This window comes from Streptomyces sp. NPDC056061 (assembly GCF_042266885.1).
GTDB lineage: Bacteria > Actinomycetota > Actinomycetes > Streptomycetales > Streptomycetaceae > Streptomyces.
Genome location: NZ_JBHJWQ010000003.1, coordinates 209,552 through 224,393 on the forward strand (window position 1 = coordinate 209,552; position 14,842 = coordinate 224,393).

At 67.3% G+C, this 14,842-nt stretch carries 14 protein-coding genes; 7 read left to right on the top strand and 7 right to left on the bottom strand.

All coding sequences use genetic code 11. From position 1 onward, the window contains the following. Nucleotides 1-111 precede the first annotated feature (111 nt). The 3 genes from ACFC79_RS06990 to ACFC79_RS07000 all read right to left on the bottom strand — a co-directional run bounded on the left by ACFC79_RS06990 (nt 112) and on the right by ACFC79_RS07000 (nt 3,353). Nucleotides 112-1,380 carry an MFS transporter gene (locus ACFC79_RS06990; protein ID WP_376236238.1) on the bottom strand — a complete coding sequence of 423 codons (1,269 nt, stop codon included), beginning with the start codon at nt 1,378-1,380 and terminating at the stop codon, nt 112-114. Nucleotides 1,381-1,501: 121 nt separating this feature from the next. Then, nucleotides 1,502-2,584: an inositol-3-phosphate synthase gene (locus tag ACFC79_RS06995; protein ID WP_376236241.1), complete on the bottom strand. Its 1,083-nt coding sequence runs from the start codon at nt 2,582-2,584 to the stop codon at nt 1,502-1,504. A gap of 61 nt (nt 2,585-2,645) precedes the next feature. Beyond that, on the bottom strand, nt 2,646-3,353 hold the full coding sequence (locus ACFC79_RS07000) for a helix-turn-helix transcriptional regulator (protein ID WP_376236243.1): 708 nt from the start codon (nt 3,351-3,353) through the stop codon (nt 2,646-2,648). 540 nt (nt 3,354-3,893) lie between these two features. Here ACFC79_RS07000 and ACFC79_RS07005 point away from each other — a divergent pair. The 3 genes from ACFC79_RS07005 (at nt 3,894) to ACFC79_RS07015 (ending at nt 8,071) form a co-directional block, all read left to right on the top strand. Next, the gene (locus ACFC79_RS07005) at nt 3,894-4,067 is read left to right on the top strand and encodes a hypothetical protein (RefSeq protein ID WP_376236246.1); all 174 of its coding nucleotides are present in this window, start codon (nt 3,894-3,896) and stop codon (nt 4,065-4,067) included. A gap of 107 nt (nt 4,068-4,174) precedes the next feature. Beyond that, nucleotides 4,175-6,478 carry a transglycosylase domain-containing protein gene (locus tag ACFC79_RS07010; protein WP_376236683.1) on the top strand — a complete coding sequence of 768 codons (2,304 nt, stop codon included), beginning with the start codon at nt 4,175-4,177 and terminating at the stop codon, nt 6,476-6,478. A gap of 99 nt (nt 6,479-6,577) precedes the next feature. Further along, nucleotides 6,578-8,071, top strand: coding sequence for a glycosyltransferase family 87 protein (locus ACFC79_RS07015; protein WP_376236249.1), 1,494 nt, complete (start codon nt 6,578-6,580; stop codon nt 8,069-8,071). A 177-nt stretch (nt 8,072-8,248) separates the two neighbouring features. On the opposite strand, the gene ACFC79_RS07020 is transcribed toward ACFC79_RS07015, so the two are convergent. From ACFC79_RS07020 to ACFC79_RS07030, 3 genes are all read right to left on the bottom strand, one after another. Beyond that, complete coding sequence (locus ACFC79_RS07020; protein WP_376236251.1) at nt 8,249-9,280, bottom strand: alanine racemase; 1,032 nt, start codon at nt 9,278-9,280, stop codon at nt 8,249-8,251. Nucleotides 9,281-9,498: 218 nt separating this feature from the next. Beyond that, nucleotides 9,499-10,617, bottom strand: a complete 1,119-nt coding sequence (locus tag ACFC79_RS07025; RefSeq protein ID WP_376236254.1) for a lipid II:glycine glycyltransferase FemX — start codon at nt 10,615-10,617, stop codon at nt 9,499-9,501. A gap of 228 nt (nt 10,618-10,845) precedes the next feature. Further along, nucleotides 10,846-11,160: a hypothetical protein gene (locus ACFC79_RS07030; protein ID WP_376236257.1), complete on the bottom strand. Its 315-nt coding sequence runs from the start codon at nt 11,158-11,160 to the stop codon at nt 10,846-10,848. A 273-nt stretch (nt 11,161-11,433) separates the two neighbouring features. Here ACFC79_RS07030 and rpsF point away from each other — a divergent pair, with 273 nt between their 5' ends. The 4 genes from rpsF (at nt 11,434) to rplI (ending at nt 13,126) form a co-directional block, all read left to right on the top strand. Then, nucleotides 11,434-11,724, top strand: coding sequence for a 30S ribosomal protein S6 (gene rpsF, locus ACFC79_RS07035; RefSeq protein ID WP_015609864.1), 291 nt, complete (start codon nt 11,434-11,436; stop codon nt 11,722-11,724). A 73-nt stretch (nt 11,725-11,797) separates the two neighbouring features. Next, nucleotides 11,798-12,382, top strand: a complete 585-nt coding sequence (locus tag ACFC79_RS07040) for a single-stranded DNA-binding protein (protein WP_376236259.1) — start codon at nt 11,798-11,800, stop codon at nt 12,380-12,382. A gap of 42 nt (nt 12,383-12,424) precedes the next feature. Beyond that, nucleotides 12,425-12,661 (top strand): 30S ribosomal protein S18, encoded by a 237-nt coding sequence (rpsR, locus tag ACFC79_RS07045; RefSeq protein ID WP_003967857.1) that lies wholly within the window; start codon nt 12,425-12,427, stop codon nt 12,659-12,661. Between the two features lie 18 nt (nt 12,662-12,679). Further along, nucleotides 12,680-13,126: a 50S ribosomal protein L9 gene (gene rplI, locus ACFC79_RS07050; RefSeq protein WP_376236261.1), complete on the top strand. Its 447-nt coding sequence runs from the start codon at nt 12,680-12,682 to the stop codon at nt 13,124-13,126. A gap of 223 nt (nt 13,127-13,349) precedes the next feature. On the opposite strand, the gene ACFC79_RS07055 is transcribed toward rplI, so the two are convergent. Further along, the gene (locus ACFC79_RS07055; RefSeq protein WP_376236264.1) at nt 13,350-14,687 is read right to left on the bottom strand and encodes an MATE family efflux transporter; all 1,338 of its coding nucleotides are present in this window, start codon (nt 14,685-14,687) and stop codon (nt 13,350-13,352) included. Between the last annotated feature and the right edge of the window lie 155 nt (nt 14,688-14,842).

Sequence of the window (14,842 nt, forward strand, 5' to 3'; positions counted from 1 at the left end):
GGGCCGCGGCGGGGGGGGTGTGGCTTTGTTTCACTTCTACGGAGTGGGTGTGTGGTGGGGGTGGGGGGTGGTGTTACCCGTCAAACACCACCCCCCACCCACACCAACCGGTCATTGGTCCCGGTCGGTGCGACTCCATCGGAACAGCAGTGCGGCGACGACGGCATACAGCACTGCCGCTCCGGCCACCACGGGCGCAGAGCGCCCATCGGGTGGCAGCAACAGGGCGGCCACTGCGGCAGCGCCCACGAAGGCGACGTTGAAAAGTACGTCGTAGAGCGAGAAGACACGACCGCGGTACACATCTTCCACCGCGGTCTGCACCACCGTGTCTGTCGCGATCTTCGCGCCCTGGGTCACGAGTCCGAGGACAAAGGCCGCGACGAGCATCGGCGAGAGGGCGAACCAGAGCCCCAGCGCGGGTTCGAGTACCGCGGCAGTAGCCGCGCATGTGGCCATCCAGCGGAACCGGCCGAGCCGCGCCGCCGTCCAGGGCGTCACCACTGCCGCGGCGAAGAACCCCGCTCCGGAGATACCCACCGCAAGCCCGAGAAGGGCAAGGCCCTCGGAATCGTTGGCGGACCAGGCGTATCGGCACAGCATCAGTACCATCACGGTCAGCGCGCCGTAACAGAAACGGATGGCGGTCATGGCGGCCAGCGCCCGGCCGGCAGGCTTGCGCTCCGCCAGATGGTGCAGCCCCTCGACGAGCCCGCGAGCGGTGATGGCCAGTGCCGTTCCCAGTCGGATTCGGTTTCCGTCCGGATCCGGCCCGAGGAGCCGGGTGGGCAGCCTCAGCGAGATCAGGGCCGATGCGAGATAGAGCATGGCTCCCAACAGCACCACCGCCGCGTCGGAATCGGCGAATACCAGTCGCACGACGAACGCGAGGCCACCACCGGCCGTGGCAGCGAGCGTGCCTGCGGTCGGTGAGAGCGAGTTGGCCAGGATCAGCCGCTCGGTGTCGACGACCCGGGGCAGCGCTGCCGAGAGCCCGGCCAGCACGAAACGGTTGACCGCGGTCACGCACAGCGCCGAGGCGTAGAAGAGCCACTCGGGTACCGAGCCGAGGATCAGGAATGCGGTGCAGCAGGCGAGCGCGGCGCGCAGCGCATTGCCGTACAGAAAGACCTGGCGACGTGACCAGCGGTCCAGCAGGACGCCTGCGAACGGACCGACGAACGAGTACGGCAGCAGTAGCACGGCCATGGCCGAGGCGATGGCGGCTGCCGAAGCCTCCTTCTCGGGAGAAAAGACAACGTACGAGGCCAGCGCGACCTGGTAGACGCCGTCGGCCGATTGGGAAAGGAGTCGTACGGCGAGCAGACGACGAAAGTTCCGAAGGCGCAGCAGTACGCGCAGATCACCTACGACGGGCATGTGAGCAAGAGTCACATACGTCGAGGGTCCCCGGGTGACCCGGGAACCCTCGACGGCACGATCTCGACGGGGCGTTGCCGCTCCTCATCCGGATCGCGTTGACGGACCGTGTCCGCTCGCGTCAGTCGGCGACCTCGCCGCGGATGAACTTCTCGACGTTCTCGCGGGCCTCGTCGTCGAAGTACTGGACCGGCGGGGACTTCATGAAGTACGAGGACGCGGAGAGGATGGGGCCGCCGATGCCGCGGTCCTTGGCAATCTTCGCGGCGCGGAGCGCGTCGATGATGACACCGGCGGAGTTCGGGGAGTCCCACACCTCAAGCTTGTACTCAAGGTTCAGCGGGACGTCACCGAAGGCACGGCCCTCAAGACGCACATACGCCCACTTGCGGTCGTCCAGCCACGCCACGTAGTCCGACGGGCCGATGTGGACGTTGTCCTCGCCCAGTTCACGGTCGCGGATCTGGGACGTGACCGCCTGCGTCTTGGAGATCTTCTTGGACTCCAGGCGCTCGCGCTCGAGCATGTTCTTGAAGTCCATGTTGCCGCCGACGTTCAGCTGCATCGTACGGTCCAGGATGACGCCCCGGTCCTCGAAGAGCTTCGCCATCACGCGGTGCGTGATGGTGGCGCCGACCTGCGACTTGATGTCGTCGCCGACGATCGGGACACCGGCCTCGGTGAACTTGTCCGCCCACTCCTTGGTGCCGGCGATGAAGACCGGGAGGGCGTTGACGAACGCGACCTTGGCGTCGATGGCGCACTGGGCGTAGAACTTCGCCGCGACCTCGGAGCCGACCGGCAGGTAGCAGACGAGCACGTCGACCTCGCGGTCCTTGAGGACCTGGACGATGTCGACCGGGCTCTCGGACGACTCCTCGATGGTCTGGCGGTAGTACTTGCCCAGACCGTCGTGGGTGTGCCCGCGCTGGACGGTGACGCCGGTGTTCGGCACGTCGCAGAGCTTGATGGTGTTGTTCTCGCTGGCACCGATGGCGTCCGCGAGGTCGAGACCGACCTTCTTCGCGTCGACGTCGAAGGCGGCGACGAACTCGACGTCCCGCACGTGGTAGTCGCCGAACTGGACGTGCATCAGACCGGGCACCTTGCCGGCCGGATCGGCGTCCTTGTAGTACTCGACGCCCTGGACCAGCGAGGCGGCGCAGTTGCCCACGCCGACGATGGCTACGCGAACCGAACCCATTCCGGTTGCTCCCTGTGTGTAATGGATGTTCCCGATGAGGCCCCGCGGATCTGCGGGAACCTCACTGTGAGGTGTCGTCGGACGGATCCGGCGGGGTGTCACCCCGGCGCCGGGGCAGGCCGCCCGATTCTCCTGCGGTGTCCTGCTGAGCTTCGCCCCCGGGCGAGGATCGTCGCTGATCCCGTCCCGACCGCTCGCTCTCGATGAGCTCGTTCAGCCAGCGCACTTCGCGCTCCACGGATTCCATGCCGTGTCGCTGAAGCTCAAGTGTGTAGTCGTCGAGGCGCTCGCGCGTGCGGGCCAGAGAGGCCCGCATCTTCTCCAGGCGCTCCTCCAGCCGGCTGCGCCGGCCTTCCAGCACCCGCATCCGCACCTCGCGCTCCGTCTGTCCGAAGAAGGCGAAGCGGGCTGCGAAGTGCTCGTCCTCCCAGGAATCCGGGCCGGTGTGCGAGAGCAGTTCCTCGAAGTGTTCCTTGCCCTCCGCCGTAAGCCTGTAGACGATCTTGGCGCGGCGCCCGGCCAGTGAGGAGGCGGGGGCGACCGGACGTCCGGCGGCGGTTGGGAGGTCGGCCGGGGCGACCCCCGGCTCCTCGATCAACCAGCCGTTGGCGACCAGCGTCTTGAGGCAGGGATAGAGGGTCCCGTAGCTGAAGGCGCGGAAGATCCCCAACGAGGTGTTGAGGCGTTTGCGCAGCTCGTACCCATGCATGGGGGACTCGCGAAGCAGACCGAGAACGGCGAATTCGAGGATGCCGGAGCGTCTGCTCATCTTCGCCTCCTTCTTTCCCGAATGCTTCTGCGGGTCCTTGTGCGGAGCTGATGTACCGAGCTGATGTATCGACTCGATACATCACGACGATAGATCGGGTGTCGCGTCGCGACAAGACGAGTCATGGTGAACGGCGTCACATCGCGAATTCGTAGGCACCGACTTGCGTTGTTTGGGGTGAAGTTCGGCCCTAGGTGGGTTTTGGCCGTGCGTAGTCTGTGCGGCATGCAGACCACCGGGAACCGTGAGACGCCCGCCCGCGTCAGTCTTCGCGGATCAGCCGGACGCATGGCGGATCGGGCCGACGCCCGGCCGATCCGTATTTCGGGGGGACCGGATTCGGGGGGACCGGATCTCAACTGCCGCTTCCAGGCGCTCTCGCCTGCCCGAGGAGTAGTCGTTCCATGAGCGAGCACCGTCGCAAAACGCCGCAACCGCAAGGTGGCGGGCGTGCAGCGGCCAGACGAGCCGCCCAGCAGTCCTCCGGACGCCGAGCCGCTCCGTCACGCGGAGTAACATCCGAGTCACTATCCGGTTCGCATGGCGGGGAAGCCCCGTACGGCGGTCGCGCGGCGGCCAGACGTGCTGCCCAGCGCGGCGGTGGTGGCCGCGGTTCCGGTGGCGGTGGCGGCCGTCGCCGCGGTGGTGGCGGCGACAACGGACACGAGGGCCCGGGTCGGGGACGACGTGGCCGGACCGCTCAGAAACCGGTGAAGAAGCGGTTCATCGACTATCCGCGCGCCGGGAAGTACGGGGCGGGCCGCTGGGTGCCGTCGTGGAGGCTGGTCTCCGGCCTCTGTGTCGGCTTCCTCGGCCTGCTCATGGGATTCGCCGGCATCGCCTACGCGATGGTCGGCATGCCCAGCGTGAAGGACGCCGCGAAGGCGCAGAACAATGTCTACTTCTGGGACGACGACACCCAGATGGTCGCCACCGGCGGTGAGGTCAACCGCCAGGAGATCAGCTACGAGCAGATCCCCGAGGCCATGCGGAACGCGGTCATCTCGGCGGAGAACAAGTCCTTCGACCACGACCGGGGCATCGACCCCATGGGCATCGGCCGCGCCCTGTTCAACATGGCCACGGGCGGCCAGACCCAGGGTGGTTCGACGATCACCCAGCAGTACGTGAAGAACTCGCGCCTGTCCCAGGAACAGACCCTGAGCAGGAAGTTCGAGGAGCTCTTCATCACGCTCAAGGTCGCCAACCAGGTGAAGAAGCGGGACGTCATCACCGGCTACCTCAACGTCTCGTACTACGGACGGGGCGCGTCGGGGATTCAGGCGGCGGCGCGTACGTACTACGACAAGGACGCCAGCGACCTGAACCCGAGCGAGTGCGCCTTCCTGGCCACGCTGCTCAAGGGCGCGACGTACTACGACCCGGCGGGCGCACCCGAGATCGACGCCAAGCAGGCGACCAAGGAGCTGAACGCCGAGCGCGCCAAGAAGCGCTGGAAGTGGATCCTCGACGAGGAGGTCAAGGACGGGCGGCTGTCGGCGGCGGAACGCGCCAAGTACACCGAGTTCCCGGACCCCAAGCCGCCGAGGAAGAACGCCCAGCTGGGCGGCCAGACCGGCTACCTGGTCGACCTCGCCAAGAACTACTTCCTCAACAACAACGACAAGGGCGTCACGGCGGAGATGCTCGCCCAGGGCGGCTACGAGATCCACACCACCTTCAACAAGAAGAAGGTCGAGGAGCTCAACGCCGCGGTCCAGAAGGTCTACGACACCAAGATCAAGCCCAAGGAACGGCCCCAGACGGACACCCACGTCCAGTTCGGCGGCGGTTCGGTGAACCCCAAGACGGGTGCCATCGCGGCGATCTACGGCGGTCAGGACGCGACCAAGCACTTCACCAACAACGCCGATCCCACGGGTGCGCAGGTCGGATCGACCTTCAAGCCGTTCGTGCTGGCGGCCGCGATGGAGTACGGCAGGCGTGATCCCGCAGGCGGCCCCGACCAGGACGAGTCGCAGCGGGAGAAGGTCTCCCCGCTGAGCATCTACAACGCCGATCACAACCTGAAGATCAAGAAGTACAACGGGCAGATCTGGACGGACGAGAAGGGCAACGAGTGGCGGCAGGCCAACGACGGCGGTGAGTCGAAGGGCAACATCACCCTTCGCGAGGCGATGCAGTGGTCCGCCAACTCCCCGTACGTGCAGCTCGGCATGGACGTCGGCACCGACAAGGTGAAGGACGTCGCCATCGCCGCCGGGCTCAAGGACGACACCAACATGGCGAACTCGAACGTTCCGTCGTTCTCCATCGGTACGTCCTCGCCCAGCGCGATCCGCATGGCCGGTGCGTACGCCACCTTCGCCGCCAGCGGCCAGCAGCGCGAGCCCTACTCGGTCGAGGAGGTGAAGCACCGGGGCGAGACCATCTACCGGCACAAGGACGTCGCCAAGCGTGCCTTCGATCCCGCGATCGCCGACAACGTCACCGACGTCCTGAAGAACGTCGTCGAGAAGGGGACCGGTACCCCCGCACAGCTCCCCGGCCGCGACGTGGCGGGCAAGACCGGTACGACGGACGACAACAAGTCGGCCTGGTTCGTCGGCTACACCCCTCAGTTGTCGACGGCCATCAGCATGTACCGGCTGGACGACGACGAGACCAACAAGGACCGCAAGTTCGAGAAGATGTACGGCACGGGTGGCGAGAAGACGATTCACGGTGCCTCCTTCCCGGCCCAGATCTGGCACGACTACATGGCGGGGGCGCTGAAGGGCGTGCCGGCCGTGTCGTTCCCGGAGCCGACGCCGATCGGCGAGAAGGTGTACGGCGGCGGTGCCCACAGCCCGACGCCGACGCCCACCATGGACGAGAAGCCCACGCACAGCGAGTCGCCGACAGCGCCGAACACGCCGTCGTCGCCCCCGCCGGTGCCCGACCCCACCGAGACCTGCGAGATGTGGGACTGGGACTGCAAGCACAACAACGGCGGGACCAATACCGGCTCCACGGACGGCTCGGACAACGGCGGTCCCGGCGGCAATCCGTCGACGCCGCCACCGGGCGGTGACAACGGAAACGGTCATGGCGGTCCGGGAGGCCCAGGCGGTCCCGGAGGCCCGGGAGGACCCGGATCGATCCTCGGCGGACCGCACGGCTGACATCGGCCCGATCCGTGGCATCACCCCATGAGGGCCGCCGCACCGGATGGTGCGGCGGCCCTCGTCGTTTCCACATCCCCGTACGGCAGGATGAACGGCATGCCAAGCGCAGAGAAGACCGACGTGGACCAGGAACGGCCCGTCGTACGGCCCACGCACCAGGACGAGATCGCCGCGGCGGGCAGCGAGCTGATCGGCGGACGGTCGGGACGCTGGACACGGCTCGGCAGCACGGCACTCACGCCCGTGGGAGCCGTCGCACTGGTGGCACTCGGCATGTTCGCCCTGGGCATGGTGCAGAAGCTCCCCTGCTACAACTGGGCGTGGTTCCGAGGTGCCACGTCGCAGTACACGCACGCCTGCTACTCCGACATCCCGCATCTCTTCGTCGCACGCGGGTTCTCCGACGGTCTCGTGCCGTACTTCGACCGGTTTCCCGGTGACATGCAGTACCTGGAGTACCCGGTTCTGACGGGTGTGTTCATGCAGGTCGCGTCGTGGCTGACGCCGGGCGGGTCCTTGCAGCACCGCGAGCAGATGTACTGGATGGTCAACGCGGGCATGCTGATGATCTGTGCCGTGATCATCGCCGTCTGCGTGGCCCGCACGCACCGCCGCCGCCCCTGGGACGCGCTGCTGGTCGCCCTCGCACCTGCCTTCGCGCTCACCGCGACGATCAACTGGGACCTGCTGGCGGTCGCGCTGACGGCCGCGGCGATGCTCATGTGGTCCCGGGCACGGGTGTTGGCGTTCGGCATCCTGATCGGGCTGGCCACGGCGGCCAAGCTCTACCCGGTGCTGCTGCTCGGGCCGGTCTTCGTCCTGTGCTGGCGAGCGGGAAAGTGGCGGGAATTCGTCGTGGCGACGCTTGGCGCGGCGGCGTCCTGGCTGGTGGTGAACCTGCCGGTGATGATCTTTGCCCCCGAGGGATGGAAGAGGTTCTACGCCTTCAGCGAGGAACGGGGCATCGACTTCGGTTCCTTCTGGCTGATCATCACCCAGCGCACCGGCAGGGCGATCGAGGTCACGACCGTCAACACCGTCTCGACCCTGCTGACGGTCGTGCTGTGCGCGGCGATCGGCGCACTGACGCTGATGGCACCGCGTCGGCCGCGTTTCGCGCAGCTCGTCTTTCTCGTCGTCGCCGTGTTCATCCTGGTCAACAAGGTGTACTCGCCGCAGTACGTGCTGTGGCTGATCCCGCTGGCCGTCCTGGCCAGGCCCCGATGGCGCGACTTCCTGATCTGGCAGGCGTGCGAGGTCATGTACTTCCTGGGCATCTGGATGTACCTCGCGTACACGACGAGCGGGGACAAGCACCAGGGGCTGCCCACGGAGGGGTACCAGCTGGCGATCGCCCTGCACCTGCTGGGCACGCTGTACCTCTGCGCCGTCGTGGTGCGGGACGTTCTTGTGCCGGAGCGCGACGTCGTGCGGCGCGACGGATCGGACGACCCGTCCGGCGGGGTGCTCGACGGTTCCGAGGACGCGTTCGTGCTGGGACGGGCGGCGTATCCGCCGCGGAAGTCCGTCGCCGCCGTACCGGGCCCGTGGGCCGGCCTGTCCGAGGCCGGGGAACCGGCCTCGGACTGAGACGAGGGTCTTCCCGAACCTTCCCGGGAAGACCCTCGCCGTCGGCGGCCCGCCGATCTCGTTCCGGCGCTGCGGCCGGAAGGGCTGCCGGGCGTCGAGCGCCGGCGAACCCTTCCGGGCGCAGCGCGGCCCGAACAATGCCTGGCTGTGGCCCGGTCGCGGGACCGGTGCCGGGGCCTAGTGGTCGACGAGCCGGTCGAACTGGGTGGTGGTGTGGCGCAGGTGGGCGACCAGTTCGTCGCCGACCTTCGGCTCCTGGGCGTCCGCGGGCACGAACAGGATCGACACCTGCATGTGCGGCGGTTCGGCGAACCATCGCTGCTTGCCCGCCCAGACGAACGGGGACAGGTTGCGGTTGACCGTGGCCAGGCCCGCGCGGGCGACCCCCTTGGCACGCGGCATCACACCGTGCAGGGCCTTCGGGGCCTCCAGGCCCACCCCGTGCGACGTTCCGCCCGCGACGACCACCAGCCAGCCGTCCGAGGCCGCCTTCTGCTGGCGGTAGCCGAAGCGGTCGCCCTTGGCGACGCGCGTGACGTCCAGAACGGCGCCCCGGTACTGCGTGGCCTCGTGGTCGCCGAGCCACAGCCGAGTGCCGATGCGGGCGCGGAAACGGGTCTGCGGGAACTGCTGCTGGAGCCGTCCCAGCTCCTCGGCGCGCAGATGGCTGACGAACATCGTGTGCAGCGGAAGCCGGGCCGCGCGCAGCCGGTCCATCCAGGCGATGACTTCCTCGACCGCGTCGGAACCGTCCGTGCGGTCCAGCGGAAGGTGAAGGGCGAAACCTTCGAGACGCACGTCCTCGATGGCCGCGTGCAACTGCCCGAGTTCCTCCTCCTTGACACCGTGGCGCTTCATCGAGCTCATGCACTCGATGACGACCCGCGCGCCCACCAGGGCGTGCACGCCGTCCACGGAGGAGACGGACCGGACGACGCGGTCGGGCAGCGGCACCGGTTCCTCGCCGCGGCGGAACGGGGTCAGCACGAGCAGGTCGCCGCTGAACCAGTCCTTGATGCGCGCCGCTTCGTAGGTGGTGCCGACGGCGAGCATGTCGGAGCCGAAGCGGATGGCCTCGTCGGCGAGCCGTTCGTGACCGAAGCCGTATCCGTTGCCCTTGCAGACCGGGACGATGCCGGGGAACTGGTCGAGGACGGATTTCTGGTGCGCCCGCCAGCGCGAGGTGTCGACGTACAGGGAGAGCGCCATGGCCGGTCCGGAACCTTTCTGGTGGCTGCGGGATGTCGGGGGTGTGCGGGGTCGGTCGCATCGCCCGGGGTGGAAACCCGCCGAGGGCTCCGCGGGGATGTGTGTCGGTGCGATGCCCCCATTGAAACGAATGAAGCCGGTTCCGTCAGCGGGGCGACGCGTTTCCGACCGGGCGCGTGTCCTACGGGGGACGACGCGCATCGGCGGGACGACGTGGGTCAGCGGCGAGACATGTAGATGTCGAGAGCCTTGTGGAGCAGCTTGTTCAACGGGAAGTCCCACTCGCCGAGGTACTCGGCCGCCTGCCCGCCGGTGCCCACCTTGAACTGGATCAGGCCGAAGAGGTGGTCGGTCTCGTCCAGCGAGTCGGAGATGCCGCGCAGGTCGTAGACGGTGGCGCCCATGGCGTACGCGTCGCGCAGCATTCGCCACTGCATCGCGTTCGAGGGCCGGACCTCCCGCTTGTGGTTGGCGGACGCACCGTACGAGTACCAGACGTGTCCACCGACGATCAGCATCGTCGCGGCGGCGACGTTCTCACCCTCGTGCCGTGCGAAGTACAGCCGCATCCGGTTGGGGTCCTCGGTGTTGAGAGCCGTCCACATGCGCTGGAAGTAGCTGAGCGGGCGCGGCCGGAACCGGTCGCGCTCCGCCGTGATCTCGTACAGCCGCTGCCACTCGGCGAGTTCGTCGTAGCCGCCCTGGACGACCTCGACGCCGGCCTTCTCGGCCTTCTTGATGTTGCGTCGCCACAGCTGGTTGAAGCCCTTGTGGACATCTTCGAGGGAACGGTTGGCCAGCGGTACCTGGAAGACGTAGCGGGGCTGTACGTCGCCGAAGCCGGCTCCGCCGTCCTCGCCCTGCTGCCAGCCCATCTTCCGCAGCCGGTCGGCGACCTCGAAGGCGCGGGGCTCGATGTGGGTGGCCTCGATGTCGCGCAGCCGCTTCACCTCCGGGTCCTGGATGCCCGCCTTGATGGCGGCCGCGTCCCAGCGACGGATGATGACCGGCGGGCCCATCTTCACCGAGAAGGCACCCTGCTGCTTGAGATGCGCCAGCATCGGCCGCAGCCACTCGTCCAGGTTCGGCGCGTACCAGTTGATGACCGGGCCCTCGGGCAGATAGGCGAGGTAGCGCTTGATCTTGGGCAGCTGCCGGTAGAGCACCAGCCCCACGCCGACGAGCTGTCCGTCCCGGTCGAACCACCCCAGGCTCTCCGAGCGCCATTCGGCCTTCACGTCTGCCCATGCCGGGACCTGCATGTGACTTGCAGCGGGCAGATTCTGGATGTATGCCAGATGCTGCTCTCGACTGATGGTCCTCAGGGTCAGGCTCATGCGGGGCGCTCCTCGGCAGGTGTGTCCCCATCGGTCAGGGGCTCCGGCTCTCGCGCCGAAGCCTACTGTGACCGGTGAGTGCGCCGTTTGGCCGTATGGGACCCGACCGGATTCGCCCACGCCGGGAACCGGTGGGTCCCGGCGTGGGCAAACTCGGCCGAAGCCCGGTACGGGCTTCGCGGCGGCGGCCTGCCGAACCGGCTCCGTCCGCTCGCGTTCAGCGGCGGATCAGCCCACCACCCCGCCGAAGAGGCCACCGTGTGCCATGCCGAGGAAGAACCCGATGGCGGCGGCGCCCAGGCCGATGATCAGCGGGAACCTCTCGCGTGTGGTCACCGAGATGTACAGCCCGTATGCCGCGGTGAGGATCCCGACGAGTCCCGCCCACGAGCTGACCAGATGCAGGTTGTGGAACATCGCCGTCACGAAGGCGAGCGCCCCGAGCACCAGCGTCACCGCCACCAGGGCCTGCTGGAGCGGATGGGGCTTGCCGTCCGTGGCGAGGAGGGAGACGGGGGGACGGGGTCGTGTTGCCTGTGCCATGGAGAACCTCCTGGCCGAAAGGCGGTGCATTGTGGCACCGCTCACACCCGATGTGTACAGATTGCGTCTCCTGAGCCGTGGATTTCAACCGGAAGCCGGTGTGCGGGTAGTCTGTACGGTCTGCACCGGTGTCTGCCCAGGTCGGCCCGCCAGCCCCGTTCGACGGAGGCGTACATGGCGGCCGTTCCGCTCGGAGGCGCCGATGCTCACGCATCACGACCCTCCTGCCACGGAACGACCGTGGCCGCTGAGTCCAAAGGAGGTGGGTTCCACATGCGTCACTACGAGGTGATGGTCATCCTCGACCCCGATCTCGAGGAGCGCGCTGTCTCCCCGCTGATCGAGAACTTCCTCTCCGTCGTCCGTGAGGGCAACGGAAAGGTCGAGAAGGTCGACACCTGGGGCCGTCGTCGTCTCGCTTACGAGATCAAGAAGAAGCCCGAGGGCATCTACTCGGTCATCGACCTGCAGGCCGAGCCTGCGGTCGTCAAGGAGCTCGACCGCCAGATGAACCTGAACGAGTCGGTCCTCCGGACCAAGGTCCTCCGTCCCGAGATCCACTGAGCATTCCGCTCAGCGGTCATCGGGTCCGAGTAGCAGCAAGCAGCCAGAAGCAATCCCGCCGAGAGGTTCACCCATGGCAGGCGAGACCGTCATCACGGTCGTCGGCAATCTCGTCGACGACCCCGAGCTGCGCTTCACCCCGTCCGGTGCGGCGGTCGCGAAGTTCCGTGTCGCGTCCACTCCCCGCATCTTCGACCGGCAGACCAACGAGTGGAAGGACGGCGAAGGCCTGTTCCTCACCTGCTCGGTCTGGCGGCAGGCAGCGGAGAACGTCGCCGAGTCGCTCCAGCGAGGCATGCGCGTCGTCGTGCAGGGCCGACTGAAGCAGCGGTCGTACGAGGACCGCGAGGGCATCAAGCGCACGGTCTACGAGCTGGATGTCGAGGAAGTCGGCCCCAGCCTCAAGAACGCCACGGCCAAGGTCACCAAGACCACCGGTCGCGGTGGCCAGGGTGGATACGGCGGTGGCCAGCAGGGCGGCGGCAACTGGGGCGGCGGTCCCGGTGGCGGCGGCCAGCAGGGCGGCGGCGGTGCTCCCGCCGACGACCCGTGGGCCACCGGCGCGCCCTCCGGCGGTCAGCAGGGTGGCGGCGGAGGCGGTTGGGGCGGAAGCTCCGGCGGCTCCGGCGGCGGCTACTCGGACGAGCCTCCCTTCTAGGGCAGCTCGTACCCCACTTCTTGATCACACAGGAGAAACACCATGGCGAAGCCGCCTGTGCGCAAGCCTAAGAAGAAGGTCTGCGCGTTCTGCAAGGACAAGACCCAGTACGTGGACTACAAGGACACGAACATGCTGCGGAAGTTCATTTCCGACCGTGGCAAGATCCGTGCCCGCCGCGTGACCGGCAACTGCACGCAGCACCAGCGTGACGTCGCCACGGCCGTGAAGAACAGCCGTGAGATGGCGCTGCTGCCCTACACGTCCACCGCGCGATAAGGGAAGGGTGACCGAATCATGAAGATCATCCTGACCCACGAGGTCTCCGGCCTCGGCACTGCGGGCGACGTCGTTGACGTCAAGGACGGGTACGCCCGCAACTACCTGGTTCCGCGTGGCTTCGCCATCCGCTGGACCAAGGGTGGCGAGAAGGACGTGGCGCAGATCCGCCGCGCCCGCAAGATCCACGAGATCGCCACGATCGAGCAGGCCAACGAGATCAAGGCCAAGCTGGAGGGCGTGAAGGTCCGTCTGGCCGTTCGCTCCGGCGACGCCGGCCGCCTCTTCGGCTCCGTGACCCCGGCTGACATCGCTTCGGCGATCAAGGCTGCCGGTGGCCCCGAGGTCGACAAGCGCCGCGTTGAGCTCGGTTCGCCGATCAAGACGCTCGGCGGGCACCAGGTGTCCGTGCGTCTGCACCCCGAGGTTGCCGCGCAGCTCGGTATCGAGGTTGTCGCTGCCTAAGGGCACAGCTCACCTGAGCAAGTGAAGGGCCGCATCCGACCGGGTGCGGCCCTTCACCGTTGTTCCGTGCCGCCATCGCCAGGTCGTTGTTCCGTATCGTCGGCGCCGCACGTGAGGAGGTGTTTCACGTGAAACGGTATTCGAGAGGCCGGATACATGAGGACATGTGCGCTGATGGATGTCACTGACTGATGTTTCACGTGAAACAGGGCATTGGCGTCGGTCAGCGAGTGGCGCCGGTGACCACCCACCTGCCCGATCGGGTACGGAGCCAGAGCGTCGCCAGACGGACGGCCATCATCAAGGTCATGGCCCACCACAGTGCGGTGAGTCCGCCGTCGAAGGTCGGCACCAGCAGGGCGACCGGAGCGAAGACCGCCAGCGTGACGATCATGGCCCATGCGAGGTAACGCCCGTCGCCGGCGCCCATCAGCACTCCGTCCAGCACGAAGACCACGCCCGCGATCGGCTGGGACAGTGCGACCACCAACAGGGCAGGAACCAGGGCGCCTTGGACGGATTGGTCGCTGGTGAACAAGGGGACGAACAACGGTCGCGCGAGGACGACCAGGGCTCCGAACACCACCCCGGAGACGATGCCCCACTGGACCATGCGACGGCAGGCCTCACGGGCCCCTCTGCTGTCACCGGCTCCCAGGTATCGACCGATGATGGCCTGCCCCGCGATGGCGATGGCGTCGAGTGCGAAGGCCATCAGGCTCCAGAGCGAGAGGATGATCTGGTGTGCGGCGATTGCGGTATCGCCGAGACGTGCGGCGACGGCGGTGGCGATCATCAATACTGCGCGGAGCGACAGCGTACGGACCAGCAACGGAACACCTGCCTGGGCGCTGGCTCTGATCCCCGCGGCATCGGGGCGCAGCGACGCGCCGTGTCGGCGTGCTCCTCGTACCACCACGATCAGGTAGGCGGCGGCCATGGAAACCTGGGCGATGACGGTGCCCCAGGCGGATCCGGCGATGCCGAGCCCGGCGCCGTAGACGAGTCCCACGTTCAGGGCCCCGTTGGCGGCGAAGCCACCGATGGCGACATAGAGCGGTGTCCTGGTGTCTTGCAGGCCGCGAAGAACGCCGGTTGCTGCCATCACTATGAGCATGGCCGGGATGCCGAGGCTGGAGATCCTCAGGTACGTGGTGGCGTAGGGAGCTGCCGTTTCGGAGGCACCGAGGGCGTTCACGATCCAGGGTGCGGACGGCAGCACAGCGGCGATGACGAATATGCCGAGCAGGAGGGCCAGCCAGATTCCGTCCATGCCCTGTCGGATGGCGGAGGCCAGGTCGCCGGCGCCTACCTGGCGTGCCACTGCTGCCGTGGTGGCGTAAGCGAGGAAGACGAAGATGCTGACGGCGGTGGTCAGCAGGGCCGCCGCGATGGCCAGGCCGGCCAGTTGCGCCGTACCGAGATGGCCGACGATGGCACTGTCGACCATCACGAAGAGCGGCTCTGCGACGAGTGCGCCGAAGGCGGGGAGGGCGAGCGAGATGATCTCGCGGTCGTGCCGTCGACGACTGGGTGGGGAGGGCGCCGGAGCCTGAGTCATGAGCGTCAATCTAATCTTCCACAGGTAATAGATGCAACCTAATCACGTCCCTTACATTTGCTGGGGGTCGGCGTTCTCCCGGGTGAGGTTGGCCGTGATCTTGAGTGGGTGGAAGAAGTTTTTCTTCCCCACAGCCAGTGGATGGAGAAGTTGCA

Bases quoted from the DNA above. Each gene is read 5' to 3' on its own strand.
- ACFC79_RS07055 (WP_376236264.1), bottom strand. From the start codon at position 14,687: ATGACTCAGGCTCCGGCGCCCTCCCCACCCAGTCGTCGACGGCACGAC.
- ACFC79_RS07010 (WP_376236683.1), top strand. From the start codon at position 4,175: ATGGGATTCGCCGGCATCGCCTACGCGATGGTCGGCATGCCCAGCGTG.
- ACFC79_RS07015 (WP_376236249.1), top strand. From the start codon at position 6,578: ATGCCAAGCGCAGAGAAGACCGACGTGGACCAGGAACGGCCCGTCGTA.
- rpsR (WP_003967857.1), top strand. From the start codon at position 12,425: ATGGCGAAGCCGCCTGTGCGCAAGCCTAAGAAGAAGGTCTGCGCGTTC.
- ACFC79_RS07000 (WP_376236243.1), bottom strand. From the start codon at position 3,353: ATGAGCAGACGCTCCGGCATCCTCGAATTCGCCGTTCTCGGTCTGCTT.
- rpsF (WP_015609864.1), top strand. From the start codon at position 11,434: ATGCGTCACTACGAGGTGATGGTCATCCTCGACCCCGATCTCGAGGAG.
- rplI (WP_376236261.1), top strand. From the start codon at position 12,680: ATGAAGATCATCCTGACCCACGAGGTCTCCGGCCTCGGCACTGCGGGC.
- ACFC79_RS07025 (WP_376236254.1), bottom strand. From the start codon at position 10,617: ATGAGCCTGACCCTGAGGACCATCAGTCGAGAGCAGCATCTGGCATAC.
- ACFC79_RS07040 (WP_376236259.1), top strand. From the start codon at position 11,798: ATGGCAGGCGAGACCGTCATCACGGTCGTCGGCAATCTCGTCGACGAC.
- ACFC79_RS07020 (WP_376236251.1), bottom strand. From the start codon at position 9,280: ATGGCGCTCTCCCTGTACGTCGACACCTCGCGCTGGCGGGCGCACCAG.
- ACFC79_RS07030 (WP_376236257.1), bottom strand. From the start codon at position 11,160: ATGGCACAGGCAACACGACCCCGTCCCCCCGTCTCCCTCCTCGCCACG.
- ACFC79_RS07005 (WP_376236246.1), top strand. From the start codon at position 3,894: ATGGCGGGGAAGCCCCGTACGGCGGTCGCGCGGCGGCCAGACGTGCTG.
- ACFC79_RS06995 (WP_376236241.1), bottom strand. From the start codon at position 2,584: ATGGGTTCGGTTCGCGTAGCCATCGTCGGCGTGGGCAACTGCGCCGCC.
- ACFC79_RS06990 (WP_376236238.1), bottom strand. From the start codon at position 1,380: ATGCCCGTCGTAGGTGATCTGCGCGTACTGCTGCGCCTTCGGAACTTT.